Source organism: Gordoniibacillus kamchatkensis (genome assembly GCF_000829455.1).
Classification (GTDB): Bacteria; Bacillota; Bacilli; order Paenibacillales; family NBRC-103111; genus Gordoniibacillus; species Gordoniibacillus kamchatkensis.
On the sequence record NZ_JXAK01000054.1, the window covers coordinates 1 to 26,289 of the forward strand.

General features: G+C 41.4%; 29 protein-coding genes. 24 read left to right on the plus strand and 5 right to left on the minus strand.

Annotated elements, in window-relative coordinates:
- Positions 1 to 243: 243 nt before the first annotated feature.
- From SD70_RS38595 to SD70_RS24775, 5 genes are all read left to right on the plus strand, one after another.
- Positions 244 to 1,026 (plus strand): SIR2 family protein, encoded by a 783-nt coding sequence (locus SD70_RS38595; RefSeq protein WP_052487849.1) that lies wholly within the window; start codon positions 244 to 246, stop codon positions 1,024 to 1,026.
- Between the two features lie 302 nt (positions 1,027 to 1,328).
- Entirely contained in the window at positions 1,329 to 1,592 is a 264-nt protein-coding gene (locus SD70_RS38600) for a hypothetical protein (RefSeq protein WP_231571514.1), read from the plus strand.
- A 111-nt stretch (positions 1,593 to 1,703) separates the two neighbouring features.
- Positions 1,704 to 1,958, plus strand: coding sequence for a hypothetical protein (locus tag SD70_RS24765; protein ID WP_041050636.1), 255 nt, complete (start codon positions 1,704 to 1,706; stop codon positions 1,956 to 1,958).
- A gap of 561 nt (positions 1,959 to 2,519) precedes the next feature.
- The gene (locus tag SD70_RS24770) at positions 2,520 to 3,122 is read left to right on the plus strand and encodes a hypothetical protein (RefSeq protein ID WP_041050637.1); all 603 of its coding nucleotides are present in this window, start codon (positions 2,520 to 2,522) and stop codon (positions 3,120 to 3,122) included.
- Between the two features lie 16 nt (positions 3,123 to 3,138).
- Positions 3,139 to 4,299, plus strand: a complete 1,161-nt coding sequence (locus tag SD70_RS24775; protein ID WP_041050638.1) for a hypothetical protein — start codon at positions 3,139 to 3,141, stop codon at positions 4,297 to 4,299.
- A gap of 45 nt (positions 4,300 to 4,344) precedes the next feature.
- Here the strand turns inward: SD70_RS24775 and SD70_RS24780 are convergent, their stop codons facing one another.
- Positions 4,345 to 5,067 (minus strand): hypothetical protein, encoded by a 723-nt coding sequence (locus SD70_RS24780; RefSeq protein WP_041050639.1) that lies wholly within the window; start codon positions 5,065 to 5,067, stop codon positions 4,345 to 4,347.
- Between the two features lie 86 nt (positions 5,068 to 5,153).
- Between SD70_RS24780 and SD70_RS24785 the strand changes: the two genes are divergently transcribed.
- Positions 5,154 to 6,212: a hypothetical protein gene (locus SD70_RS24785; RefSeq protein ID WP_041050640.1), complete on the plus strand. Its 1,059-nt coding sequence runs from the start codon at positions 5,154 to 5,156 to the stop codon at positions 6,210 to 6,212.
- 106 nt (positions 6,213 to 6,318) lie between these two features.
- Here the strand turns inward: SD70_RS24785 and SD70_RS33935 are convergent, their stop codons facing one another.
- On the minus strand, positions 6,319 to 7,278 hold the full coding sequence (locus tag SD70_RS33935; RefSeq protein ID WP_052487851.1) for a hypothetical protein: 960 nt from the start codon (positions 7,276 to 7,278) through the stop codon (positions 6,319 to 6,321).
- Between the two features lie 1,110 nt (positions 7,279 to 8,388).
- Here SD70_RS33935 and SD70_RS24795 point away from each other — a divergent pair.
- A complete protein-coding gene (locus SD70_RS24795) occupies positions 8,389 to 8,808 on the plus strand; it encodes a hypothetical protein (protein WP_041050641.1) in 420 nt (139 codons plus the stop codon).
- Between the two features lie 121 nt (positions 8,809 to 8,929).
- On the opposite strand, the gene SD70_RS24800 is transcribed toward SD70_RS24795, so the two are convergent.
- Entirely contained in the window at positions 8,930 to 9,280 is a 351-nt protein-coding gene (locus tag SD70_RS24800; protein WP_041050642.1) for a helix-turn-helix domain-containing protein, read from the minus strand.
- A gap of 158 nt (positions 9,281 to 9,438) precedes the next feature.
- On the opposite strand from SD70_RS24800, the gene SD70_RS36340 reads away from it, so the two are divergent.
- The 9 genes from SD70_RS36340 (at position 9,439) to SD70_RS24840 (ending at position 18,939) form a co-directional block, all read left to right on the plus strand.
- Entirely contained in the window at positions 9,439 to 9,615 is a 177-nt protein-coding gene (locus SD70_RS36340; RefSeq protein WP_156158177.1) for a hypothetical protein, read from the plus strand.
- 218 nt (positions 9,616 to 9,833) lie between these two features.
- The gene (locus tag SD70_RS24805; RefSeq protein WP_041050643.1) at positions 9,834 to 10,034 is read left to right on the plus strand and encodes an AbrB/MazE/SpoVT family DNA-binding domain-containing protein; all 201 of its coding nucleotides are present in this window, start codon (positions 9,834 to 9,836) and stop codon (positions 10,032 to 10,034) included.
- A 261-nt stretch (positions 10,035 to 10,295) separates the two neighbouring features.
- On the plus strand, positions 10,296 to 10,481 hold the full coding sequence (locus SD70_RS36345; RefSeq protein WP_156158178.1) for a hypothetical protein: 186 nt from the start codon (positions 10,296 to 10,298) through the stop codon (positions 10,479 to 10,481).
- 96 nt (positions 10,482 to 10,577) lie between these two features.
- Complete coding sequence (locus SD70_RS24815) at positions 10,578 to 10,964, plus strand: hypothetical protein (protein WP_041050645.1); 387 nt, start codon at positions 10,578 to 10,580, stop codon at positions 10,962 to 10,964.
- Between the two features lie 3 nt (positions 10,965 to 10,967).
- Complete coding sequence (locus tag SD70_RS24820) at positions 10,968 to 11,402, plus strand: hypothetical protein (protein WP_041050646.1); 435 nt, start codon at positions 10,968 to 10,970, stop codon at positions 11,400 to 11,402.
- Positions 11,403 to 11,468: 66 nt separating this feature from the next.
- Entirely contained in the window at positions 11,469 to 13,373 is a 1,905-nt protein-coding gene (locus SD70_RS24825; protein WP_041050647.1) for a copper amine oxidase N-terminal domain-containing protein, read from the plus strand.
- 165 nt (positions 13,374 to 13,538) lie between these two features.
- On the plus strand, positions 13,539 to 14,711 hold the full coding sequence (locus tag SD70_RS33940) for an S-layer homology domain-containing protein (protein ID WP_052487852.1): 1,173 nt from the start codon (positions 13,539 to 13,541) through the stop codon (positions 14,709 to 14,711).
- A 252-nt stretch (positions 14,712 to 14,963) separates the two neighbouring features.
- Positions 14,964 to 15,593: an isochorismatase family cysteine hydrolase gene (locus tag SD70_RS24835; RefSeq protein WP_052487853.1), complete on the plus strand. Its 630-nt coding sequence runs from the start codon at positions 14,964 to 14,966 to the stop codon at positions 15,591 to 15,593.
- A gap of 256 nt (positions 15,594 to 15,849) precedes the next feature.
- Positions 15,850 to 18,939, plus strand: a complete 3,090-nt coding sequence (locus SD70_RS24840) for a hypothetical protein (RefSeq protein WP_041050648.1) — start codon at positions 15,850 to 15,852, stop codon at positions 18,937 to 18,939.
- 371 nt (positions 18,940 to 19,310) lie between these two features.
- On the opposite strand, the gene SD70_RS36350 is transcribed toward SD70_RS24840, so the two are convergent.
- Positions 19,311 to 19,457: a hypothetical protein gene (locus SD70_RS36350; RefSeq protein WP_156158179.1), complete on the minus strand. Its 147-nt coding sequence runs from the start codon at positions 19,455 to 19,457 to the stop codon at positions 19,311 to 19,313.
- A gap of 227 nt (positions 19,458 to 19,684) precedes the next feature.
- On the opposite strand from SD70_RS36350, the gene SD70_RS24845 reads away from it, so the two are divergent.
- The 4 genes from SD70_RS24845 (at position 19,685) to SD70_RS38605 (ending at position 22,603) form a co-directional block, all read left to right on the plus strand.
- Positions 19,685 to 20,734, plus strand: a complete 1,050-nt coding sequence (locus tag SD70_RS24845; protein ID WP_041050650.1) for an OmpL47-type beta-barrel domain-containing protein — start codon at positions 19,685 to 19,687, stop codon at positions 20,732 to 20,734.
- Entirely contained in the window at positions 20,697 to 21,338 is a 642-nt protein-coding gene (locus SD70_RS24850; protein WP_156158180.1) for a hypothetical protein, read from the plus strand. The genes SD70_RS24845 and SD70_RS24850 overlap by 38 nt, the downstream gene beginning before the upstream one ends.
- A gap of 236 nt (positions 21,339 to 21,574) precedes the next feature.
- The gene (locus SD70_RS24855; RefSeq protein ID WP_041050654.1) at positions 21,575 to 22,078 is read left to right on the plus strand and encodes a hypothetical protein; all 504 of its coding nucleotides are present in this window, start codon (positions 21,575 to 21,577) and stop codon (positions 22,076 to 22,078) included.
- Positions 22,079 to 22,315: 237 nt separating this feature from the next.
- Positions 22,316 to 22,603 (plus strand): hypothetical protein, encoded by a 288-nt coding sequence (locus tag SD70_RS38605; RefSeq protein ID WP_231571516.1) that lies wholly within the window; start codon positions 22,316 to 22,318, stop codon positions 22,601 to 22,603.
- Between the two features lie 248 nt (positions 22,604 to 22,851).
- On the opposite strand, the gene SD70_RS24860 is transcribed toward SD70_RS38605, so the two are convergent.
- Positions 22,852 to 23,205, minus strand: coding sequence for a hypothetical protein (locus SD70_RS24860; RefSeq protein ID WP_041050656.1), 354 nt, complete (start codon positions 23,203 to 23,205; stop codon positions 22,852 to 22,854).
- A 399-nt stretch (positions 23,206 to 23,604) separates the two neighbouring features.
- Between SD70_RS24860 and SD70_RS24865 the strand changes: the two genes are divergently transcribed.
- The 4 genes from SD70_RS24865 to SD70_RS24885 all read left to right on the plus strand — a co-directional run bounded on the left by SD70_RS24865 (position 23,605) and on the right by SD70_RS24885 (position 26,100).
- On the plus strand, positions 23,605 to 23,820 hold the full coding sequence (locus SD70_RS24865) for a DUF4250 family protein (RefSeq protein ID WP_041050657.1): 216 nt from the start codon (positions 23,605 to 23,607) through the stop codon (positions 23,818 to 23,820).
- Positions 23,821 to 24,833: 1,013 nt separating this feature from the next.
- Complete coding sequence (locus tag SD70_RS24875; RefSeq protein WP_052487854.1) at positions 24,834 to 25,211, plus strand: DUF6075 family protein; 378 nt, start codon at positions 24,834 to 24,836, stop codon at positions 25,209 to 25,211.
- A 19-nt stretch (positions 25,212 to 25,230) separates the two neighbouring features.
- Positions 25,231 to 25,464: a hypothetical protein gene (locus SD70_RS24880; protein ID WP_041050659.1), complete on the plus strand. Its 234-nt coding sequence runs from the start codon at positions 25,231 to 25,233 to the stop codon at positions 25,462 to 25,464.
- 294 nt (positions 25,465 to 25,758) lie between these two features.
- Entirely contained in the window at positions 25,759 to 26,100 is a 342-nt protein-coding gene (locus SD70_RS24885) for a hypothetical protein (protein ID WP_041050663.1), read from the plus strand.
- The last annotated feature ends 189 nt before the right edge of the window (positions 26,101 to 26,289 follow it).

The window sequence follows — 26,289 nt, forward strand, 5'->3', positions numbered from 1 at the left end:
AAATACAGGGGAGAGGGGACGGGAATCCAGTCGTGGTAAGGGTTTGAGCGATGTGGAGAATGTGGATTGGGGCTATACGACTTTATTTTCGGTGCATATAGTACAGGGTTTTGGAAGATTGGGGATTGGGAAAAACCTTATTCAGTTGTGGAATTGAATCGCGAATGTTTAGTACAGCCGCTTTTTTTGGCGTTTTGTTAATATCAAAATGTGGATGATGCCTTGATGGGGAGGGGTGAAAGCATGGAGTATATGAACTATATCTCTGATGTGAGTGCAGACATTAAGGACTGTCTCAATGAAATGGGAACACAGCCTATTTTATTTGTTGGTTCAGGCTTGTCGCAAAGATTTTTTAATGGACCAAGTTGGATCGGCTTATTAGAGGAACTACAAAGGCGATGCCCGTTGATTAAAAATGAAGTGGGATTTTATCTTCAAGATGGATTTAGATTAGAGGATATTGGGACAGAATATACAAATTCATATCGGGAGTGGGCATGGGCTAACAAGCAACAGTTTCCTTCTGAATTATTTGATTCAAGAGTGCCAAAATCATCGTATATCAAATATCAAATAAAAAAATTGTTTGAGGAAATTACACCTGGCAGTGTAGATGAAATCGAGAATGTTGAGTATCAAAAGGAGATTAGGCTACTTAGAAATATTCAGCCTCATGCCATTATTACGACCAATTATGATACTCTTCTCGAAAAGATATTTCCAGATTATCAACCAGTCATTGGTCAGCAGGTATTGAAACCTGACACGATGGCAATCGGTGAAATATTCAAAATTCATGGTTGTATTACAGATTACCGTGAGTTGGTCTTTAACAATGAAGATTATGAAGTGTTTATAAACAAGAAAAAATATCTTAGTGCGAAGTTGCTGACATTTTTTGCGGAACACCCACTGCTATTCATTGGATACAGCGGGAATGACAAAAATATCCTCTCGATCTTATCTGATATTGATGAGATTATTCTAACGAAGGCGAACTTATTCCCAACATTTATTTTTTAGCTTACAACAAAAACCTTACGGAGAATTCCAACCCGCCAAAGGAAAAGGTATTTGTCGTCAATGGTAAAGAAATTCGTGTTAAATACATTGAAAGTAACAGTTTTGATTGGATATTAGAAACCTTTTCAGCCAACAAAGCCGTTGAGAATGTGCATCCCAAGTTACTGAGGGCTTTATTAGCTCGGACATATAAGCTTGTGCGGAGTGACATTCCGAGAAGAAGTGTTGATGTAAACTTTGAAATGATAGAGAAGGTGTTACATGAGGATGAGGGTCTGCCTAACTTGTACGGAGTTGCATTGTTGGACAAACCGAGCCAAATTAACATTCAGTATCCGTTCACACTAACGCAAGTTGGAGAACAACTTGGCTATCCGAGATGGCACGGGGCAGACAAACTGATTAATCAAATCAAATTGGAGAAAGGTATTAATATCAAAGCTTCAGACAATAAGTATCACGTAACCATAAAGACTAACAAGTCCGAAATGAATAAATATTCGCACGAAGCTGTTAAGCTCTTGGCTAAGGTAAAAGACGGACATGATTATCATGTTGATATTTAATTCAATTGGCACTTGACATTTACCAACAATTTGCGACAGACAAACGGCAGTCTTGTTTTTTACTTCGCCGTATTGTTACAATTATCACTAATTGAGGAGGTTGATACAGCTATGAATTCGAGACGGATCGAACTTGAAATAAACGCATTGAAACAGTCAGTTGCCGACATACAGCTTCGTCTTGATATACTTGAGCGAAAACAATCGATGGCAGATCAGCCGCATAAACCACGTAGAGGCATCAAACGAAAGCAAGCTTCAAACAATCCTTCGAAGCGATTTGAAACGAAAGTCAATATTGATAGCGGCTTTGCTGATCTCCGCGAGATGAACAAACGTGCACTTGATTTGCTCCGATATCAGTGAAAATACTGACAAAAAGCCAGCTCGGTATCATCCCCCGACCTGGCGTTTTTGCTTCCCGCAAGCGGGAAGAGGCTCCTACGCCTTGTGCGTGGAGCCTTTTTTGTTGGCAAAATTCAGGAGCAGTTATATTACCGCCTTGGTCTATCTACGATATCAATAGCGAGAAGAGGGGCTTCGTTTCAATGGGTGGGTTCTAACTTCGCCTCTTTCCTACGGAAAATCGGCTCAGTAAGAACCACCATGCTCCGTTGTGCTCGCCTATCGGCGACCGTTCGGCCTTCGGCACTCACTGCAAAACGGAGCCATTGAAACTCGCCCCTCTGGGGAAACCATGTTGCCCCATCTGCCGATGGGTCAAGCGTTTCTGCCGAAACGCAAAAGCATTGTTGACCATCTGCCGATGGTCAAGCGTCTCTGACGAGCCGCAAATGCATGTTGCCGCATCACGCGGCAAACGTCTCTGCGAGACGTAAAATGCTCATTCGCCCATCTACGATGGTCGCACAAACCAATCTACTGCCGCCGCGAACAATCATTCAGCAAAAGGAGGTGTTGTCACATATGGCACGACGAAAGAAACCGTACATCGCACAATTTTTCAACAGAGATCGCTTAGCCTTTTCTGCCTTAGCCCGAGCCGGACACGTAAGTCATAAGCATCTGCAAGCGTGTGGTTTGGCGGATAGGCGGATTAAAAATCTGATAAGTGATGGCTATATCGAAAAAGTTGTATATAAGCGGGGCAATCACATTAAAGAGTGCTATAAATTGACGAAAATCGGAAGAAAAACGGCTTCTTGTATTTTCGGTTTAAGTCAAGCGTACCACGCTCAAAGTCCTGCCCATGACTTAGCAATTGCAGAAAAATACTTTAGCTTACCAGTGGAATTGCGAGAATACTGGAAAACAGAAAGTCAAATTCGAGATCAATTTCTTGAGCAATTGAACGATCTTCGAGATCAAGGCAAGGAAGCAGAAGCCAAGTTATATGAAGATATGCTTAACAAAGGCTTGATTTCGATGCCAGATGCCGTTTATGTCAACAAAGAAGGATCGACGATAGCCTTTGAAGTCATTACAAATTCGTATGGCGAGGCGGAACTACAAGCCAAAGAAGCACTTGTTCAAATTATGAATTACAAGTACGACACCACCCGAATCTAAAGGAGGCGATACAATTATGAGCATTTCAAATGCAAACAAGCAATCGGTTTGTGAGAAGTACCGATCTTATCTCGAAATCATTTATCATTTCGGCAATAAGGTTATGCTGATGAAGCAACTGTATCAATATGCCGAGTTAATGGGTTTAGCAAAAAACTTTTCGACGTTTTACAGCGGAATCATCGAACTTGTTCACAACGAGGTTCTAAAAAAAGAAACTTTCACCGCTTTCGGCAAAAAGACTCAATTGCAAATGCTAACGTTGCGGAAATATGGCATCCGCTTCATCGAAGGAAAACAGGATAGCTACAGTGTCGCTTCGGTTCCGCGATCAAACGGAAACGAACGCATTCTGGTTAGCATCTTTAAAAACTGCTATATTCTCAAAAAGCTTGTCCCTCGAATCCAAAAAGAAGGCAAAAAAGTTACGTTTGATACGATTAAAAACATGTTGGAGCGTGACTACAGCACAATCCTTCTCAACAAAAATCAAGCAATCTTCTTCATGACTAAATTAAGGAACGATACTACGCTTCAACATTTACTCAACGTTTCAAATGTCGATTATGACATGAGAAGAATACAGGAGATCAAACAAAAACTTGCCGAAGGGCTAAGAAAGGGTTCGGAATCAACAGAAGGTAAGGGGAAGGGCAGACTATATTCCTCTTCCACTTCGCCGATTGATGATCTTAAAAACGAAACAGTCATACAAGCTGAAAGAGGTTTGACGAAGGCAGAGAAGCTTGATAATTATACGGTCGAGACGATGCTTGCTTTCAATGCACATGTCGCACAAATCAAGTTCATTCAAAATAGAGCCAACGTGACCGTGTTAATTTTTGATATCCACAACAAGACCAATATTTATCGAATGGTGACTCATATCGCATGTATGTACCTTATGTTTCGTCGCTATTTCAAGGAGGATCTTTTCTTGAGGGTTGGCATCGTCTCAATCGATGAATTCGCTTCAAAAAATCTGAAAGCCCAGGCTGAATCTACATTCATTGATTTCATTTCCAAGGAACGAAAAGGAACGCGGCTTTCGGCGATTCTAAGCGATTGGGGAGTCGATGCTCTTATGCAAGAACGGATAGAAGTACAATTTACCGACTACAACATCACTAACGACTTTATGGACGGGATTAAGCATGCGAATCTAATGAGGCGTTAGTTGTTAACGACGGATGGCAATCACTCGATTATATTCGAAAGTGGATTACCATCCATTACATAATTCCATTCGAGTCATAATATGAAATCCGCTAAAATATTCTGCGGTTTCAGTTAAAGCAGTAGTAATCTCCTTGAGAATATTCTCGTCCCTCATATAGATGTTTTGAATGTCACCGTTTCGATTTTTAGTAGCGAGAATTACTTTGCCCTCTACGTTGTTCGTCACACGCCTTAAATCTTTATCCTTGATCCTTTTCATCGTATATTTAGCTTTGTCTTTGGATTGATCGCGGGAGATAGGATAGCGAAAATAGTCGCTTTTGTCGTCAAGTTCATAAATTGATTTCATGTAACCCCGAATTCTTCCCGTTATCAGCCAGCTTGCATTAGGTGCTTGCATTTTCAACCGATCTTCGTTCTCCTTTATCAACTTGCAGAGGTACTCGAAAAGAAGTTTCAATGAATGACAGTTCTCAATATAGAGAGGGGTTCCTTTATCGTTAACCATGAATTGATGATTCCCGCTGGCAGTCACATTCATATACGGAATACTCACTTCTTCGTGTATATGCATTATTAGTGATTTTAAAAATAATTCAATAGAATGACGATATAAATACAGAACGGGCATTTCCCCTTGTACAAGCATACCCTCTTTGAAGTCGGAATTGCTTAAATGATCTGCCGCTTTTTTAAAGGATTCGGCGGTAACGCCAAACCCTTTGTCGGCATGAGTATCGATACTGGACAACATATATATAAACACGATCTATTCCTCCCTTTAAACAGATTTTAAGCTACTTTTCACACTTATGGAAATGGTTTTTCTACAGCAGTCGAAAGGGGATCGCAATGATTAATTTAGAATTAATACTTCCCTGTCTCAAAGGGAATGAAGATCATATCTTTTATAAAGGCGATACGAGTCTTTTGAAAAACATGTGCAAAAAATGCGAATACTTCACTTCACTGAGAGTTTTCATGAATAAGCACTATAAAGATTTTCGCTTGGAAAGATGCTGTGAAGTTGAGATAAAAAATAGAGGCAAACAGCCAGAAGCTATATTCGTAAACAAGTCCAATCCAAATGAAAAAATTGTTATAGAAGCTAAGTCACAGCATCGAATGTTCGCCACAGATATTAAAAAGGATGAGAAAGAGACAAGTAGGAGAAAAAGATTTGAGAAGAAAATTATCAATGATATTGCGAAAAATACATTTGCAAAAGCCAATGAATTATTAGAGAAGCTCAATATTGTATTGCCAACCGATCTTGAAAGCATTTTCTTACGTGGCTATGTTCTAAGCATCTCAAGAATTCCAGAAAATGTAGAGTTTTTGGGAAAAAGATTTGGAGTTCGCCGTTCGGTAGTTGAAGAAATATTATCGTACAAAGGTGAAAGAGAAAAAAGATTGGTTGATGCTATTGTAGAAAAAAACGTTCAATGCCTCGTTAAAAATATCATTGATTGCGGATTGAACGGAGCAGACAGATTCAGTTTTTATCATGAGTATACAATCGATAAGTTATCCTTTATGCTTCAGAAAGCTGATATAGATAGCGACTTTTATGTTCAGTACATTGAGTATCCATCTGGCGTAAGGGATTATTTCATTCCTAAAAAGGAAGCCATAGAAGTTAGAATGAATGAGCATTTTGAAGATTGCAAATTAAAATTTTCCGATTATACGACGAGTGAATATAAACGAATATTGTTAATCGAGAACGAGAACCACTACTGGAAAAGCAATATGTTAGAAATACTTCAGAAGATTCAGGTTCCAGAACATATTGATGAACTGTGGTCGTCTTTTTACATCATTGAAGAGGTATGGAATGAAAGAAAAGAAGAGTATGAGGACAAACCCGTTGGCATAGAATATATCAAAATATACCCTGCATCGAACTGACTTTGCAGAAAATGAACGAAATGATTGGCATGTATTCCGATGCGAATTATTACGAGCACATCTAATCCAACCAAACGGAGGGCAATGCTCAATAAAGGATTGCCCTCTAATAAACCTTCACTTGGAATTCTATTTCATTCCTGCCTGTTTCAACAGCCTGTTTGACCAGTTCTGTAAATCGCAAGCGATCAATCTCCGTCATTAATCCCCTTTCGCAATTTACGCAATAATGAAAAGGAACTCCTGTCACCGTTACGAGCTTGTCCCTCACTCTACCAAGCTTAGATAGGTATCTCAATTCTCGCTTGTTACCGCAAGCACATTTTTCGAATCCTTGATCCCTATCACTCACGTTTCTCCGTTCAGTTTGCGGTTGCCCAATGAAATCACCAAAGAACTTCGCAAACAAATTCCCATCATTATTCTCCGTTTTTTCGCTCACTCTCACCGCAGGAGCCAGTTCTTTTTCCCGCAGGCTCAAGACAGCTCTCGCGGCTTCGTTAAATGCCAAGCCCCGTTGCCTCATAGCCTTTACAACACGCTCCGAATACTCAGCCACCGAGATGAAACGCTCCTTGTAGAATAAACTGTAAAGCAGATACAGGCAAAGCCCGATCCCGACGATAGCTCCGGTCAAACTGGAAAGGTTGCTTTGCAAATCAGCCAAGTAATAGTGCCAGCGTTCTTTCGTTGCGTCTCCCGATACCCATCCGAGGCTGATACCGTAATACAAGCCGAGCATAATGGTTCGAATAAAGGATCCAATCAGCAGAAATGACCAAAACATGCCGCTGGCATTCGAATAGCGTTGACGGTAAAATGCTTGCACTACGCCTCTTTTTATGAACTGGCGAATCGTAAGGTGATAAACGACAAAACACATAACGATTGCCGCGTCCATCGTCGCCAAAAACGGAAAATACTCCTGGTAAAATACCAAGAAGAGATAAAACGGAATGTGCAATTGAAACAGCCACCGCCACATTCCCTTCCACATGACATCCATTTCGGGATGTGGCAAGGTTTCATTTCGCCCAATGCGTTTTTCAATGGTATCTTTAAGCATGTCGTTTCCCCTCGCTTCCTTTTGGAAATCATTTTAATGCACATTTAAAAATTAGGAAACTTCATTGCAGTTTGTTATATAACAGAATTGGAAAAAATCAGGGGAGGGTAGAGGGAAACCCTTATGCCCTAAACCTCAATCCTCAAACGACCTGATTTTGCCCGACTTTTCGCAGTTTTTTAGAAAAAGTTTGAGCGAAATTGCTTCAAAATGCTTAAAATGCCAGGGGGCGTAGAAGGAGTAGGATACTTATTTCCTTTTCAAGTGCATGCCAGGCTCTATAGAATGTGAAATATTTTACTTTCAACTTTCGGAGAACATAAACCTATAAATTAGCGACAAAACTTTTCGAAAAGCAGTGTGGACTTGCCAAGTCGTCTGTCGATAAGCGAATTTCTTTGTTGCCGCATCTTCCGGCTGAATGACAATGACAGCTAATGCTCACTCTCGCCTTCGCGTAAAAAATTTAGTGTGTTGCCGCTTCTTTTGGCAACAAGAGAAAAGCCTTATTCTGCTGGCGTATTCGGATAACAACTTGCGGAAAACATAAGAAGAATCTTCTAATTGTAAATTAATGGTTGCATATATTAATAGACTTAAATTATCGCTCAAAATCCTAAAAGCGACATGCATTTTTGCCAATTCGCTCGGTGCGTGCCTCCGCACGCCTGTCGAAAACAGGCTTTCAAAGTCGCCTTCGCTTTGGCTTTTGGGCAAATACTCATCGCAACTGGCATTTGCTTATTCGCTTAGTCTTTAGGCAAATACCAGGCGATTCGCAATTTCGCCTGGCAATCAGAATTCGAATTTAGTGCGTTAAACCAAGAAAGCAAGTCGGTATTAAATTATCGAAGCATCGAACCTTCGCTTTAGAATGAAATATCGTCATCATCATTTTCGGTTGGCATATCTTGCTCGGTCTGCATGTCATGGCGATTGAAGCTGTTTACGCAAAAGTTATCGTATATGTACACAAAGCTTTAGCCTCCCTAAATCCTTGCCCTTTTTCCCGATCTTGTTTTCAAGGTAACAGCATCCAAATATTGGTTGACAACAGCCGTTTTCGGCGATATCATATGCTCACGAAAGGTGGATGAGCAGGGGGCTTGTATGAACGACGATGAGCTGTTGAAGGAATTTAGTGACGACGAGTTTGACGATGCATTTCCAAAAGGGATATATGCAGTCCCGACCCCACGGTGTCTGCCGCGATATAGCATAAGAAGAATTGCGAAATACATGAGAGAAAATAACATCAAGGGGCCACTAAGCAAAGACGAACTCAAACAATTCAGAATCGAACCAAAGGGGTATGTTTGCAGGGTAGTTCAAACCATAGAGGAGGCAACGTATTGGTTGCCAACCTTTGACGAAGATTTGGAAGAATGTGAGGTTACGCCATACCAGCTTTACCGTATACTTTACGATAAAGCTGACGATGAACACCTTATCATCGATGATAATGATGAATTCTCGCTTATATATTTATGGCATGCCGGACGATTTGTTGTCTTGGAAGAATCGAACTGAAAGGGTGAAAACGCAATGAAACGAACAACAAGCTATTATAAGTTAATAGCTTTCCAAAATTAAGGGTCAGCCTCTCGGCTGACCTTTTCAATTTCGTTAGGGTTGCAACACCATTGAAAAACTATTTGTCTTGAATGGAATCTCGCCTCTTCGCTTGTAATTCCGACAGTTTCCTTATCTGTTCGAGAGCATAATCTTGAAAGTCTGGCTCTAAGTCCTTGAATATGGCAATTGCTTCATCAAGTTTCTTGTTATGAGGTTTTTGATCCAAAAACATATCGCCTTCGCCTGTTTGCAACCATTTCTCATTTACCGAAAAAAGTTCGCAAATATGCTTGAGCAATAGTTCCTTTGGCTGGACTCGATTATATTCTAAATTGCTGATCACATCTCTGCTAACGCCAAGTTTTTCGCCGAACTCTCGTTGTGATAGCCCGAGATGTTCCCTGATGGCTTTGATCCTGTCATGCAAGCTCGTCTCCCTCCCTGTGTTAAAGTTAAGGTTATATTTACTGTACAACACAAAAATAACGTAGTCAACACAAATGACTTGCCGCAAATGAGTTGACAACTCAGAAATATAGTGTTAAATTGTGTTAGTAACACATTTTTCGGAGGTGTTAAGCGTTCATGACACAATTGAAAAGACAAGTGGACAAAATTGCTGAACTAAACTCTGTTTTCTTGACGTTGGATGAACTCAATCAAGAGTATGCATTAACGCTATTGCAGACATTAAGGTTTGCTCAAACAAGTCAACGCAACTCCTCCTCTCCAGAGGACATGAAAAAGACCTCAGAAAAATAGTCAGGCACTCGCACACAAAAAAGGAGACGATTAAGATGCAAACACTCTTGAGAAAACTTTTTCAAGATCAACTAAACAAATTCACACAAAAACGTTTCGTTCAAAACTTAATCATTGAAATTATTGCCGATCTGGTAATGCTTATTGGGGGTCTTGTAATAGGCTACTACCTTAGAACCATGTTGTTCTAAATCCATTACGGGAAGGGAGAAAGAAGAATGAATGAAGAGCAAAAGGTGGATTATTACCATCGGATTATTCCGATTGCGGACACTACAGATGAATGCGTTTTTGTTGTTCCAACGGCTATCTTGAATCAAGCTAATCTCCATGTTGGCGATGAGTTTATTGCCGTCCCAAGGCAAAATGGACTTGTAATCAAGAAATTGAAGCAAAAAGCCAGATCCAAAGTCGAATGAGATTTTTATGAAGATTAGAATATGGTTGAGATGAGGAAAAGAACGCCTTGCATTTGTGGTAAGGAAGCGGAGCATCGGATTGGTACAACCGAACAATTCGTCTTTGAATCCAAAATTGTCGTCAACAATGTTCCGCACTTCTTCTGCGACTTTTGCAAGAGAGTCTCATTCGACGGCGATACCAGATTGGTATCTATTTTGAGCAACGCATATAAGCAAGGGCTAACCGAAGTCGATTATGAGAAAGGGGGAGAGATTAGCATGATTACATTTAAAATTGACGTTTCGGATGAAGTGAAGAAAGAGATAGAGCGAGCTGTTGAGGGAAAAGTTGACGAGATCGTAGATGGCGAAGAATTTACGGTGATTGTTGATGAAAAGGCGGTTTTAGGAATCAGTACAGGGGATTTGGTTGAAATCGAGCGGGTCATTGAAAAAGTTCTATAAACTGAGGGGGCTGGAATGATGTTGAAAAAGAGCTACCTTGTTCAATAATTTTTGTTGCGATCGAGTAGATAGTTGGATGCGAAGGAGGTGCCGACATTGCCAGCGTTGTTCAATCGATTGTTTCTGCGAAAACGCGAAATATTGATTGATAATCGTTTGATTTCGTTCCAAATCCTCGGTCAAAAATCGAAAAAACTTGAAATCTGGTGCGAGAACGAACGGGTCAAAGAAATATTGACCAAAATGCCATATTCCCATTTCGTTGTCGAGACTTTTCAAGCCTACAAGCAGGAATCGGGGCTAAACTACAGGTATATATTAATCGCAGACAACATGAAAGAAAGCGATAACTGGTATTATCGTAAAGGCAGAACATGGATCGTGACACTAAAATTCGTTCTTGAACTGATTCTCGGAGTGTTGTCTTTGCAAAAGATTGATGCTGAACCATTGGAGAGATTCATTATTCATGAGGTGGCTTAAACAGTGGAATTCGACCAGAAATTCTTTGTGGGCTATTTGCAGGAATTGCAAAACCATCTATTTCCGGATCAATTAATCGAAGATATCATTGCAATGGTCGATAACCATCATCAGGCAAGGCGATTCGTTGCAATGTACTTACTTCAAGATAGAGAAACCTTTCACCACTATTTCGAGAGACGAAAGGAGTTTGGGATTGGGGGAATTGTAGATACAGTGATTTCCGCTTTGTTTCACGATACGAACAAGAAGCCAGCAAAACAAGTGTTAATTGATCTGCTTGGCATTAGCGAGGAAATGATCCATACCAGAGTCGAGGGCTATGCGATAAAGGAGTTTAATAAAGACTTAAACAGCTTCCTATTTTTTTGGCGAAAGCGAACGGGGAAAATTGAGGAAATGGTCGATAAGCTGAAACAACAAAGCTTTGATGCATGAGTAGCTCGAACGCAGTCGAGTATAAAGATTAGACGTGCTATTTTACAAGCAGGAGGAGACTTATCGATGAAAAAGCTTGGTTTGTTGCTATTAATGGCGGTGGTACTCTTTGTTGAACCGCTTGCTAATGTCCACGCAACAAGTACCAACGAAAGCAAGTATGTTACCCACGCCGAATTTGTGAGGGATGCAGTTGTAGCCCTATACGGCGAACCTGTTTTGCCTACAAAACAACATTGGGCAGATCCGTATTATGATTATACGACAAAGCTTGGTATCATTAACCTTGGCTCTTTTGGTGGCAGGTCGCCATTAAATTACCGTGACATTGAGATTACACGCGGCGAAGCGGCCAGAGTCATTTATCTCTTGCTCAATAAAGAAATAGGTGTAACGAAATTAAAGGCTATTCGTTTTCTTTATCAGGAGAACTTGGCTTGCGGTGCTTACAACGATAAGGGCGACTACATGGAGAACTACAACCCGACCGCGAAACTTACCAGAGAATCTGCGAGTATCCTTATCGAGAGAGCAAAGGCTTTAAAAAATGGCGAACAACTAACGCCCTGTGAGAACTTAGGCACATCGCAAGGTTTTAAGAGTACACTGCTCGATCGCTTTGAGTCGCTTAACAAGCAAATGCATACATCTTATGAATTTACCGCCTCGGATGAGGAATATGGAATCATCGTGTGGAAGAATGGAAAAATTATTAGCACATATGGTTACGATGAAATTTTTATTGGGAGTCCGTTTGCTTGGGATACCTGGTCATTTGATGTTGTTGGTACACCGGATAAAAAAGATCTTGCATTCTTTGTCAAAGAATTGCAAATGGTGGGTATGCCGGAATCGGAAGAAACAATTAAGAACCTTCTTGACACTATTGTTTCAAAAGATAACAGTATCGCATATTCTAAACCAAACGTGACCGTAAGAGGCGAAGAATATCAATTACCAAATGTCGGGTATAAAAACTATTCTCTTCATTGGGCAAATGGAGAGTTCACTGAGAAACCTCCAGAAACGTCCACAGTGCCGGATGCTCCTTCGCAAGAACGCACTTCCTGGTTTTATGTGGATGGACACCTAATAACAGACGATCAGAATCAACCAGATTTCAGTGACGATTCTCCGTATGTGCCTATTCAAACTGTGGTTGAAGGCATGGGCGATAAGTTCGAATGGAATGACACAAACAAGTCGGGGATCATAAGGCTAAAAGATGGTAGGAAGATTTCAATTACCGTGAATAGTTCCTTTTCAAATGAGTTCGGTCAGAAAATTCCGAACGCCAAAATAATCAATGAGAAACTCTATGTTTCAGTTTATTTTGTCGGCGAAATCTTAAAATATCCAATGGTTCAGGAAAAAAAAGAAAATAGGGAATATGTATTCATTGGACAACCTCCGGTAGTCATGCCGCCAGGAATACTTCCTACAGTTAAGCCGACTCCTTGCCCTACCCCATCTATGATGGCTACGATGGTTTTGGGAGAACAGGATTTGCGGTATAAGGTTGCTGATGATTGGAAGCCGCCACTGATTCAGTCAACAGCGACTTGGGATCCTGCGAAAGACCATGAAACTTTGAAAAAGGAACTTGGCCTTGGAGAGGGCTGGTATTTTAGCCCTTATTGCGGCAAAGAAAATACAGCCGCTTTAAGTGTGACCGGGGGCGGAATCTACAGTACAATTGTGTTTTACGGTTGGTATGGAATAGAAAATCAAGTGAATCCGAGCAATAAAGTACCGTACATCGCAAGAGAATTGTTTAAATTTTACACTTCAGATAATTATGAAACTCTCTTTAAAATTATGGATGATGGTTACGGTCCTCAAGGCAAAGATATTTCCCAATACGAAAACAAAGTTTTTAAACTCGGGGATCAAGAAATTGAAATCATGACCACTCCCACAACAGTTCAGGTCTACATTAGTCGGCCTGGGCAAAAGCTAAATCTGAATTAAACAGATAATAGCAAAAAAGAGAGGTGGCTATGCCTCTCTTTTTGTTCTTTCTAATAGGATTGCTTTGTGTGCAAGGCAATTAAAACAAGGTTCGACTGAAAAGCTATATGTCCCAATAAAATTCAGTATTAAAATTGACAAAAACGAGAAGGAGAGTGGAGAAAAATGTTTAAAAAAGCAATATCAATTGCACTTGTCACCATAATCAGCATTACGACAGCATTAGCGACATACGCGAAGGGAACCGGATTCCCTGATGTCAAAGGTCATTGGGCGGAAGCTACCGTACAATGGGCTATCGACAAAGGCGTTGTGAAAGGGTACGAAGATGGCACTTTCAAGCCGAATCAAAACGTGTCCGAAGCGGAGTTTCTCGCCATGCTGATCCGTTCATACAAGACAGATATCGCGGCAAGCCAAACAGGGAGTTGGTCAGACGTATATTATGATTTCGCGGCGAAAATGAATTATCCCGTAATAGGGGAGAAGGAGATAGGAGAGAGAGGGAAGCCAATAACACGGCTTCGGGTCGCTGAGTTGATTTCGGCTACGCAGGGCGTTCACTTTGACGGCAACGATGCGATTCGGTTTTTGTACGGTAATCAGCTCGCCGGAGGAACTGATCCAAACAAGCAAACCATCGCCTCGTTCAACGCAGAAAGCACTCTGACTCGTGCGGAGGCGGTGCAGTTCATCAAAAATCTTGTTGAGCATGGCAAGGGGGAACTGTTGGCAAGACCACGAGAGTCTTCTGATACTTCCAGCCTACCCGATATCCCGACGAGTGGAGATGAGAAAACAACGTCAAAGCCATCGTCAGCTCCTTCCCCTGCTCCATCGGATTCGACGATGGTCTATGGTGAACTGGATTTGCCCTACAAAACGCCGGATGGGTGGAAGCCGCCCGTTCTGAAGTCCACTTTTACAAGCGATCCGGCAAAAAACTACGAAATATTCAAAAATGAACTTGGACTCGGAGAAGGATGGTATTTTAGTCCTTACGGCGGTAAAGAAGATACAGCCTCAATAAGCGTTACTAACGGTTCATTAAATCAGCCACGCTCGACCATTGTATTGCATTATTGGTATGGTTCGAAGACGGAAGCTGACGTAGATAATGAAACACCTTATATCGTCCGAGAAATTCTGCGTTTTTACCTTCCCGACACCAATGACAAGCTGTTTCACATCTTAGATGACGGATTTATGGGGAAAGACATTAACGAGTATCTAAACAAAAAATTTGTGATTGACGACCACGAAGTCTTAATTCAGACGCCCCCTGGAGGCGTTCAAGTGTACATTGGTTGGAAGGGCAAGAAACTCGATCTAAAATAAAGGCTCTGTTATCTTTTATTGTTGATTTTTGACCAAAAGAAAAACCGCCCATGAATAGAGCGGTTATTGAACTCCCTCGGTACGATTCTGTTTTCTCACGCATGCTCGCTTATTCGAAGGATTTTACCCTTGTTAAAAGGGATGAAAGTTAGGAAGAGAGCCCTCGATTTAGAACTGCTTGGAAAAATTAACATTAAATGCGTGTTTGGTTCATAACAATATATAAGTTAAGCCGCGAGGGAGGTATGTATTTTGTTGTTTAGACCACATCCCAATAATACCGCCATTGTAATCACAGACCCACAAAATGATTTCTTGAGTCCAGGGGGAAGAGGCTATCATCTAACAAAAGATAATATTGAGCAAAATAACACTTTACAAAACCTTGAACTTTTAATGAGCACTGCCCTGAATAAAGGGTATCAGCTTTTCATGTCACCCCATTATTTATACCCTCATGATTATGGCTGGAAATTTACAGGATATGAACAAAATATGTTATTAGGTCTTAGAATGTATCAAGTGACAAATGCGTACACACCACCGTCAGTAGGAGCTGATTTTGTTCATTCTTTCAAACCTTACATTTTTGATAGGAGAACAATTGTTTCAACCCCACACAAGGTTGCTGGTCCACAAACAAATGACTTGATTTACCAGCTACGACAACAGAGAAAAGAGAAAACGATTATTGCTGGGGTCCTATCCAACATTTGTGTAGAGTCCCATATGAGGCATTTAATCGAAAATGGGTTTGAAACAGCTGTTGTATACGATGCCACAGCAGCGACAAGTGAAAGGGATTTCCAAGCAGCCGTTACCAATTACAAAGCATTTGCCAGTGCTACTTGGACAACACAGGAAGCTATTTCATATTTATAAAAGTATAAATATGATTATACCATAATGGATTTCTTTTCCCTTTTCCTGCTCAGTCGTATTTAAAAAACAACAATGAAGTTTAACAGAGCCAAAATAAAAGGATTTTTTACAAGGGAGGTGAATATCGCCTCTCTCTTTTTTTACAAAAAAGTTGCATATAATGCTATAGACTTCGACAGGCTCGAACCAAAAAGCTGTCGCCGAATTCGATTTTTCACAACATAATTAATGGAAACAAGCAAAAGGGAGGGGTTCTGTGAAGAAGATAGTTATTACGACAATTGCAATAGCTGTGTTAGTTTTAATGACTTGCTTTTTTAGCAAAAGCGAAGTATCTGTACCATCTCATGCGGCTGGAATAGGGGATATCGGTAATTCTTTGGTAACAAAACACTATGACGATGGCAATGGACATCAAGTGCGAGATCCAGCAAAAGGGGATTTACCAACTTACATCACGTTTAAGCCGGAGACTAAACAATACCAATTTGGATACGGTGATCGTAAAATTTGGGAGCAAAACTTCCAAAATAAGTTCCTTTGGTATTCCATTACTGAACCGGATCCTGTGCTTAGAAACAATGCTAATATGGATCTCACCCAAATGTATGAGAATAATGTTTATCGTAATAATACGAACTATTATCAACTTGTGAAACCGGGCATAAAAGGTCTTTGGCAAAATGTGAAGTGGGGTGCTGTAGAACCTGGAAAGCAGTCCATTGAGAGTTTCAATCGTGTTCTTGCTCAATCTGGTGGTGTTCTTGGTACATCAGGTACAACAAAATTTACGAACCAGGGAGTAGCACCTGATTTATATGGAAAGATGCTTGAATTCCGATATGCCGGAGTGAGTGAAAGTGGATACCCGATCCCGAATCCGTACTTTCCCGCAGACTACCCAACTAAATTCGATTCGGATTGGAGACCCGCTAATTTGGCTTGGATTGATGAACCTTGGAACCACGGAAAAACAATTAAGACGGAATATGATGCTGATTACGACCCAAATGATCCTATAGAATGGGCAAAATTCGAACGAAAAGTACAACTTTTCATCAAATACCTCTTTCCGTCAAATCCTGAATTAAGAAGACCAGATATGGATTTATGGGATGACGCGGCAGATTGGGCAAGAAAGTTCACGCTCCATAACGATCCGAGCGTTAGCACCGGAGTAGTCACGGGGTTCCAAACCAACGGCTATTATGCAAGTTTTGTACTAAAATCTCCGCCTCAGCCGAATTTGCGTTTAACTTTATTTAAGGTCACAGAAAAGGATACAGGCAAAGTCGTTGGCTTAATGACACGAAATGCAGACGACAACAGTGATACAACAACTTACTGGCAAATCAACAATCAGGAAGTTGAACGAGGCAAGACCTATGTCGTGACAGCAACCGTCAAAAACATGGTTGTGGATGGCTTAGGTAATCATCCAACGAATTATACGACACCAATACGCATGCGTTCCATGGTCGCCAACGATGATGATTCGCACATCGACGGCAAGTGGACGACCGAACCCAACGAGAACGTCATCCCTGGAATCAACGTCGATCCGGCAACGCGAATATATTCTATTTCTTACGGCGGTTCAGTCACATTTGATAAAACCAAGGACGACAACGATTCAAACAATACCAACGTCCAAACCTGGGAATTTACCGTTCCTAATTCCCCTGCGGAGCTGAAAAATGAATTCGTTTATGCCGCCGCTCTTTCGCAAGGTTTCTATCTCAAAGGCGACGATTCGTATACGGATGACAACATCGGCAGACTGCGTTTCCATGTTAAGCCGGAAGACATTGGCGTTGTGCCTGAGAAGATCCAATTGATCGATCCAAGCGGGAATGTGACCAATGACGTTGTACCCGGCGTTCCCTACACGATCCGGTTTACGGTCAGGAAATACAAAGGCAATACGCCTGTTGGTGAACCTGGCAACTACTACAACCCGTTTGCGGCATTGTATGTCAACGTTACGGATAACGCCGCCGTTTACAAGCGATATGATAAGGTAGAAGCAACGGAAACGTTGTACAAAGAAGGCGATGAGGTTGTCATTGAACTCAAAGATGCGATTGTTCCAAGCGTTCCGACCATTCATGTCGATTACGGCATTTACTGGTTCAACAGATCGCCTCAATATGCGAATCAAAGTTCCGACCCGACAAACGATGACGCTTCGAAGACATGGAGATCTGTAAACAATTTCAGTGTGAGCAACTTTACAATCAAACCTTCATCCGTGATTTCGCCGAATTCTACGTCCTATGAAACGTTGACGTTTGATTTCATTGCAAACAACAAGAACCCTGAGTCTCAACCTAAAAACGTTTTGATTCAAATCAAGGACAAATACGGATCGATTGTAAAAAGCCAAGTTGTAAATTTGCCTGCGAATGAAGAATATCCGATCTCATGGACCGTTTCGAATGTTCCTATTCAAAACAGCTCCAACGGCACGGAAAATCAGTTCATGCTTGAGATCAATCCGGCTCCAAGACAGTATGTAGAAACGTCAACGGATGGGACTGACCCCTATCTCGATAACGTAGCTTACAATTCAGTCATGGGACACCAAGCGAGTGCTCAATCGCATGCTTGTCTGACGGTTCATACGCAAAATAACTGGACAACCACTCATTACATTCATGAATGGTACGGTTATTTACAGACTGTTTCATGGTGCGGTGAGCTTGGTTGTTATTCTTACAGTTATTGTGTAACAACGTATAGCTACTATTATACGCAGACCGTCAACTACTACGAAAGCTACCAAATCACAAAGGTACTTTTCCGTAGCAAACTGACGAAAGACAAGTACGGTGGCGATGGTTGGATTGATATTACGAATCAACCTGGACAGGTCAAGGCGGGTTATGGCTTCGAAATCAAGTTTATAACCCAATACCAGACGAACACCTACTCTGCTTCGCCGAAGCCTTGGTACAGCGGTTGTAGCGGAAAATCGGTATCTCCGGTCTACGGCAGTTACGTTTCAGCCCCCAATATCCTGTACGTGACGATGCCATTCAAAGACAATTATGGAGACAACGTAACGTACACGCTGTATGGTTCCAATTCTGGATCTTGGGACAACTTGACGCAAACCTATGAAATGCCGTATCACAATGCCTTCAATCTGGAGAATACCCGAGAAGTATTTGTGAATGAAACGGCAAGAGACGGCGACTACCAGATAAAGGTCAATACCTATCCGTATTTCTACGGAAGCTATGATAAACCTCGAACGCCTTATTTCTTGTGTGACAGCAAGCAGGTCACGATTCGCGTTCAGGGGAGCTATCACGATGACGTGAAAAGTCACTTGGTTCAGTAAAAAAATTGGAAATAGGTTTAAGCGGGTTAGGAGCAAAAAGCTTCTAACCCCTTTTCATTCTTTGGATTTACCATACTCGTCGGCTTCTGTGTTAAACTAATGAAAATTGATTGTAGGAGGCGTGAGTTTTGAATGTTATAAAGCATTGCGTATTTTGCGGTTGCACCGATGTTCCTCCTGCTGAACTGGAAGTCCGACACGTTAAAGTCAAAGGTTTTAGGTGCTCTCAGTGCGGCGAAGAATAATATGATTTGAAGGATTTGGAAGAGATAGAGAAACTCGAAAAAGACGAAGAGAATTAAAAAGGTATAAAAAGCAAGAAAATAATCTCCTCAGAGTGTCGATGATGTCCAATGGATTTTTCGGCACTCTTATTCTTTTCCTCGCACCTGGCGACAGATTGCCTGTGCATCAATATTGTGCTTCGTTTTAACTGAACCTCCAGCCAGCAACGCCCGTTTTTTGTTAGCGTTGGTCATTTTGTTTTCGGTGTCTTGTTTTGGCTCTCTTTTCATCACTATCACACACCTTTGTTTGATGTAGCCATAAGCTTCATTTTATATCATGAAGAGTGAGCCAATCAAAGATTTTCCGCAATAAAATGATCCACAAACTTACCCAATCAATACCGTTACAGTTCAAACCCTATCCCTATACTCCCCATAGCCCTGCCTTTCAAGAATATTTCATTTCGGACAAAGCTATAATCCAAAGAAACATAGAAAAGCGAAGGAGTGAGAAAAACATGATAAAACAACTCAAAAAATGGAGTTTGCACGTAGCCGCAGCTACACTGATAGTTAGTGCAATTGTCCCGATTATGCCCGAATTTGCCGTTACGTCTCATGCGGCTACAACACAATATCGATTTATTTTCGATCAATTCTTTCTGACAAACAAAGATGTCCATGTCACGATTCAATACCCGAATGATGCAGTTGTTAGGCAGTACCGCATCGATAACGGAGCGTGGCAAAATTACAGCGGCACGGTGACGATGACGCAAAACGGAACTGTATACGCTCGCTCGCAAGATGCCTCTGGCAACTGGTATGCGGAAGATTCTTATGAGGTAACGAATATCGACAAAACGCCGCCAACGACACCGATCATCTCGATCAGCGACAATGTGTTGACGATTCAACCAGGGACGGATGCACAGTCCGGAGTGATCAAAACGTTTGTTTCTGTGAATGGGGGAGCTTGGACAGCATATGTCTCACCGCTCACGTTAACGGATGGCAGTTATACGGTAGAGGTGAAAACCGTGGACAATGCAGGCAATACAAGCGGGGTCGCGGCTCAAGCTTTCACGATGTTAAACCAAACTGTTACCAACGATGTGACAAACGAGGTTGCCAAAGCTGAATCGTCCGCCACGCAAGCCGATGTGGATGCGGCTCTCGCGTTGGTTAACGCACTGCCGAACAGCCAAGCGAAAACGGATTTACTCAATCGTCTGAATGTGGTTCAACAAGAGATCGACGCACAAACGGCGTTAGATGATGCGACTGTCGCAGTGGAAAATGCCGAAATCGTCAAGACGCAAGCGGCTGTCGATGCGGCGAAAGCCAAAGTCAATGCAATGCCGGACGGACAAACGAAAACGGAGTTGCTAAGTCGCTTGGATGCTATCCAGCAAATCATCGATACGTCAATCTCGAAATCAGTTGATGGAGAAGTCGTCGTTATCACACTTCCTGCCGATGCGACTTCCGCCGTCGCATATGTGGAAACGGTGAAAACGCAGGCGGCTCTTGATTCCGCGAAAGCAATGGTCAATAGCCTTGCCTGATGGTCAAACGAAGACGGAATTGCTTAATCGCTTGGATGCCGTTCAGCAAGCAATCAACGCACAAGTCGCTTTGGATCGTGCGACTGCCGCTATTGATTTTGCAGAAACAGCGAAAACGCAATCCATAATCAATGCCGCGAGAGCGAAGGTTAATGCATTACCCGATGGTCAAGCTAAGAACGATTTGCAAGCTCGCTTGGATGCTATTGAACAAGCGATCAAAGATGCAAAGGCAAACTCGCTCTTAACCGATGTGACAAATGCAGTCGTTCGAGCTGAAAAGTATCCAAGTCGCTCGAACATCCTGACTGCACTGAACAAGCTCGCGGCTCTTCCAACGGATATCAAAGCGAATCAGGTGAACAGAGGCAATGTAGCCGATTTGCAGGAACGAGCTGATAAACTGAAAAACAATTTCAACCAAAACGTAGCCGATCAAAGTGCACAGCTCGCATTGAACAAGGCAACCAATGCGGTGAAGTTGTTTGAGCGATTCCCGAAAGCAATCTACAAGCAAAGAGCCATTGATGCGGTCAATGCCTTGCCGGATACTCCTGAAAAAACGGCTCTTCAGGCTCGCATTGATGCTGTCACGTTAAAATAAAGTCCCACTAAACCTCCTGGATGGATATTTCAGGGGGTTAATTTTTCCTCTTTTTAATGCCGTTACATTCTAAACCCCATTCCTCAAACTCCCACTCCCTGATTTCCTCCGTTATTACGATGGCGATTCAAATCTATAATATTTCAGAACGAATACACAGGCGAATCCAAGTATTCATTTTGAGAACAAGGAAGAATATTTGCAGGGACATTAATGAAAAAGGAGACTGATTTGAAATGATCGGAAAATTAATGAGTAAGTTTGTCGGGCTCTTGCTCATATCGTTGCTTGCAGGGGTTATCGTTTCCTTTGTATTACATTATGTGCCGAAATTAATGCTGGTTGTGATTCTGATTATGCCGATTTTTGGTGCGGTTAGACAGCAAAAAAACTGGAAAATAGGCATGGCATCTTTATTGAAAATGCCTCGCATCAAAAAAGTGTCGGGGACTTCTGTTTTGGTCACTGGTGTTGTCATCGTGATGATGCATAAGACGATATTCTGGACATTGGTAAATACGTTGCTGTACGCTATTGGGGGAGCGGTGGCAACATATGTATTATGGGAAATCGTCAGGTTTGTCCTGAAAAAGTGGAAATCAATTTATATTGTACCTTTTACCAAGCAATCCGGAATGCTTGGTGAACAAAAAAGACAGATCCGAAACATTTTGCGGAATCTGTCTTCTTTTTTTGAATATCCGATTAATCCATTTGCTGTTACATTCGATATTGTGTAACTATTGTGCATGTTGTACACAACAGTTATGCAACAGTTGCATAACTTTTACATAAGAGTTGTGATTAATGTATGAACTCATACACAAAAAGTTTGTGAAACAGTTATGATTTGGTACACAACTGTTGCCACGAATCATTTCATACAAACAAAAAGACTGTTTTCTTAATGATTGTTGCTATTTCGGGTAAACTCAAATAATAGTAGTAAAATGCTTGCAGGAGCTGACCCACAAGAAATGGATAGTTGTTGTCAAACGCCCGCTGAAAAGCAAGTACCGATTCCCCAATGCCCTACTTATCATCAAAAGGGCAAAAGCGTTCAACTAATTACGCTCAAAGCATTACTTCAACCAACAGCATTAGAATCCCTTCATCCTGAATCGTCTTACGCATTTTGCTCTAACCCATCTTGTGAAGTGGTCTATTTTAGCGATATGCAGACCTATGGTAAAGATACGCTGAAAGTTTCGGTATTTCAGAAAGACGATTCATTGGATGTGCCTGTTGGCTACTGTTTTGGATGAACGAGAAAACGCTTAATACAAGCGGTTCAAGAAAATCAACGTCCTATTGAAGATATACGTGAACAAGTTCAAGCGAATCGCTGTGGTTGTGATGTAAATAACCCACAAGGAGCCTGTTGTTTGGGGAATGTGGTCAAGTTCATTCGAAATCTCGACAAGAATTAGCCTCTGGTCAGCTTATTTAGCAACAAAATTTACGAAAAGAGCAAACAAAAAACAGAGCCGCGAATCAGCTCTGTTTTTCATTTCTACGGCAAAACCGCGTCAATGATCTCCATTGGAATAGACCATTTCTCCATCATGATCTGGACGATTTTTTCTGTTGAAATGCCGAGTTGATCGGCATTTTCGACCGGACAATTGAATTCTAATGTAAATTTCATCATTGCCTCAAGTTTATGAGCTTCGATCTGGAGCCAATCCATAAACTCGTCCTTTTCCGCCTCAGACGAAAAAAGCTTTGTTCCATTCTTGATTCCCCAAACCGTGCTTCCGATGTTTGTGCCACCCAAGTCATAAATCTCGAATTCCGTGTCGTACATGTCGAGATTCACTGGACGAAGGAAGAAAAAGTAATTTTTATACATAATCAGTTTCTCCACAGCTTAACGCCTCCTACTAAAGATAGAAATCCGATTGATGGACATCCAGTTTTGATTTTGACCGAATAGGCATTCTCCTTTGTTTAGAGATTTTAACATCGCCCTTTGCTCGCTCAACCTGTTTTATTATATGGTCTGCTGTATCATAGGCATTTGCTCATGACAAAATAACAGACCCTCTCTTTTTCCAAACGTTCGTTCTTATTTTACGCTAAGAACAAACGATTTTCAATCAAAAACAGCCATAAAAGAAAATAAAACCCAATAGTGTTATCAAGAAAACTATATTGACGAGACTGCTTATCCCCTAACCCCTTAGTTCCATGGTATTTTGCTCTCAATTAATGAAGCCCTGCATTCCGCATATCATAAAGGGATTAAAAACCATGGAGGTGCAATGTGTACCATCAGCTTAAAAAGCTCGCGGCGGATGAACGAGCAAAGGTTTTGAACACTGAATTGCGGAAGGACGAGTTTCAAATCCTTGAGTATCTGGCAGATCATTTACAAACCGATGAATCGGAAATCAGAGAGGACATGGCGAAGCACGGTTGGTACTACATTATTGAACTGAATCGCTTCGTAAAAGTCGAAGCAGAACAAGCTTCCTTGTAAGCTAAAATTGAAAAAGGCAGATCCCAACAATTCGGGTCTGTCTTTTTCTTTTTTGATTAAGCAAGTCTAAAAGGCTTGTCGGGTTATCAAATCGATTTATCTTAACTAAGATATGAAAACAAAAAAAGAGAGCTTACCACACCCAACCGACCAAAGTTAGTGTACATGCAAGCTCTCTTTCTCCACAGAAAAATCTTATGTTTCATATTATACTGTATGAGCAGAAAATATAATCGCCAAATCGGTTTAATGATGCTTGAGACATAAAAAAGTGGATGAAAGAGAATAAGCATTGCGAGTGGTAAGCCTCCAAGAAAGGGGGGCTTATTTTTATTTTCGAAAAACTCAATAGTCTGTTTAAGAGCTTTCAGACGCAAAACTAAAAAACCTCTGTGTTGAGGAGGATCACATTAAAACAACTGCTCGACTGACCATCGAGTGTTACTGGCCGTAAGAGGGTGGCGTTCCCGCTATCTGGGGTAACAACCACATAGCGGGAAATTCCAGAAACATCGGTGATTGACCTGTCCTGTTTGGGGGGCATCGTAAGTGACGTTGGTTGTCAGCACGGTAATAGCAGACCTGGACGTGTTAGCGATAAAAAGCTACGAGCGATGTAAGACATAAATAAGTCTTAGGGGTTAAATTCGACACGGATACCTGATGGCTCCATACTGCCATGCGTTGTGATTTAATCCCCCTCCTGTTATCGAAGAGTTTTTTTTCATCTCTTCGGTAACAGGGGGGGGAGCGAGCCGTTTGCCTAATTCACCACCTACCATGTCGGCTTCGCTTTTGCAAAATCAACCAGTGAATTCGCAATTGCCAAACAACAAAAGACAAACGGCGAACGAAGGGGCAAGGCAAACAACCTAAAGGAAATGACAGTCATAGATACTCAAACAGTATTCGACCAATTATGTGCAGACGAACACTTGTTTTTGCTTTAGATTGCATATATAGACCGAATCCGCATATCACAAAGAAAAAGCACAAAAAAGGAGGTACTTAGCATGTATCAATTTCTGACAAGCGAACATGAATCAAGATTTGAAGAGCTTTGCAAAAGAGATAACACGCACAGCAAGGACATTGAAAGACGATCACTTTTTTATGTGATTTCAGGAAACGAATCGCTATATAGGAATGTAGATTCGATCTACGATTTCGAAGAAAATGCAATCCGATTGGAAGCATTCAACGAGCCTTTCCTCACTGGCGGCACTCGCAGTCTCATTGACTTGGCATTCAATCTGTATAACGCGGCAAGTACGGAATGTTCAGTTCATCACTTGTTCAGTGCACTTGATAAAAGAAATAGCATGCTGGCGATTGAAGCAATCAAGCTGAGATTTCAGATCGCATCATGCAAGGAAGCAAAGCCAATATAATATAAAGGGGGGAACAGGCATGGACCAGCATGAAAAATTTGTATCATTGGTGCTCGATTTTTTGGGCGACGAAGTTGTGGAAGCTGAGGAATATTACTATAACTCCGTCACGGTCAACCTAAAAGACGTTAATTTTAAAATCAATGGAGTGGAATGGGAACAAGCCATTCAGGAGCGTTTGAAGCAAAACGGATATGATAATATCGGGTTCGAATATGGAGATGGAAATTGGGTTACGATCTCCAAGAAATAAACAGTCGCGGGTTAGGATTCCTAACCCATTTTTGTCCATTCCCAATTAATATATTGTTTGGGAAGTAGCATTTTTTGTTGACGAACATGTGTGCTGGGCAGTATGATAATTGTACGATACCAATCAGGAGTCGAATAATATGTTACCAATTATAAATCAATCCTATAACTGTATAACTGGATTTTGCGAACGCTCGGTCTAAATGACTGAGTGTTTTTCATTTTTTGAATCGTGTTCACAAGAGAACATTATAGGGGATTGGGGGATTTGGTACAGAAAGGGAGGCGAATGGCAATGACTGCGAAAAGATGCGAAGTAAGTTTAACAGAAGAGATGGCTGGAAATGTCGGAGTTGAAGAGGGGGAGCGGAGGAAAGCGATGGCATTTGGCATGTGTCTGGGGCTTGCCAAATATTTTGATACTCGGCTTAGGCAGATCGAATTGGAATATATCGATCTGCTTTACGCGATCAAAGATGCCGATCTGGTTGAACAGTTGCATGAGGAAGCCTATTCAAACGAGCCATGTCGCCAAGGTTTTGAACGGATCCTTAATTGCATCGAGCGTTATCATCAAGAACAAACGAAACGAAATTCACTTTTCCCGATCAACCAAACCCCAATTAAGGGCAGGTAAAGCAGGAGATTGGGATTAGGCAAACATTAACTCAAACCTACCAAGTATTCGCAGTATAGCCAAGTCAGTTTGCGAAAAATCGATTGTGGGAATAAGGGAGAACGCATGTTTACGTTCAAAATACGTAAGCGGGGATTTCTCCCCGCCTTTGTTATTGAACTCGTTTGACTCGGCTTATCACTTCCTTTT

Excerpts from the sequence above, each read along its gene's own strand:
- SD70_RS38595 (WP_052487849.1), top strand. The coding sequence starts at position 244 with ATGGAGTATATGAACTATATCTCTGATGTGAGTGCAGACATTAAGGAC.
- SD70_RS24765 (WP_041050636.1), top strand. The coding sequence starts at position 1,704 with ATGAATTCGAGACGGATCGAACTTGAAATAAACGCATTGAAACAGTCA.
- SD70_RS24770 (WP_041050637.1), top strand. The coding sequence starts at position 2,520 with ATGGCACGACGAAAGAAACCGTACATCGCACAATTTTTCAACAGAGAT.
- SD70_RS24775 (WP_041050638.1), top strand. The coding sequence starts at position 3,139 with ATGAGCATTTCAAATGCAAACAAGCAATCGGTTTGTGAGAAGTACCGA.
- SD70_RS24785 (WP_041050640.1), top strand. The coding sequence starts at position 5,154 with ATGATTAATTTAGAATTAATACTTCCCTGTCTCAAAGGGAATGAAGAT.
- SD70_RS33935 (WP_052487851.1), bottom strand. The coding sequence starts at position 7,278 with ATGCTTAAAGATACCATTGAAAAACGCATTGGGCGAAATGAAACCTTG.
- SD70_RS24795 (WP_041050641.1), top strand. The coding sequence starts at position 8,389 with ATGAACGACGATGAGCTGTTGAAGGAATTTAGTGACGACGAGTTTGAC.
- SD70_RS36340 (WP_156158177.1), top strand. The coding sequence starts at position 9,439 with ATGACACAATTGAAAAGACAAGTGGACAAAATTGCTGAACTAAACTCT.
- SD70_RS24805 (WP_041050643.1), top strand. The coding sequence starts at position 9,834 with ATGAATGAAGAGCAAAAGGTGGATTATTACCATCGGATTATTCCGATT.
- SD70_RS36345 (WP_156158178.1), top strand. The coding sequence starts at position 10,296 with ATGATTACATTTAAAATTGACGTTTCGGATGAAGTGAAGAAAGAGATA.
- SD70_RS24825 (WP_041050647.1), top strand. The coding sequence starts at position 11,469 with ATGAAAAAGCTTGGTTTGTTGCTATTAATGGCGGTGGTACTCTTTGTT.
- SD70_RS33940 (WP_052487852.1), top strand. The coding sequence starts at position 13,539 with ATGTTTAAAAAAGCAATATCAATTGCACTTGTCACCATAATCAGCATT.
- SD70_RS24845 (WP_041050650.1), top strand. The coding sequence starts at position 19,685 with ATGATAAAACAACTCAAAAAATGGAGTTTGCACGTAGCCGCAGCTACA.
- SD70_RS24855 (WP_041050654.1), top strand. The coding sequence starts at position 21,575 with ATGATCGGAAAATTAATGAGTAAGTTTGTCGGGCTCTTGCTCATATCG.
- SD70_RS38605 (WP_231571516.1), top strand. The coding sequence starts at position 22,316 with ATGGATAGTTGTTGTCAAACGCCCGCTGAAAAGCAAGTACCGATTCCC.
- SD70_RS24875 (WP_052487854.1), top strand. The coding sequence starts at position 24,834 with ATGTATCAATTTCTGACAAGCGAACATGAATCAAGATTTGAAGAGCTT.
- SD70_RS24880 (WP_041050659.1), top strand. The coding sequence starts at position 25,231 with ATGGACCAGCATGAAAAATTTGTATCATTGGTGCTCGATTTTTTGGGC.
- SD70_RS24885 (WP_041050663.1), top strand. The coding sequence starts at position 25,759 with ATGACTGCGAAAAGATGCGAAGTAAGTTTAACAGAAGAGATGGCTGGA.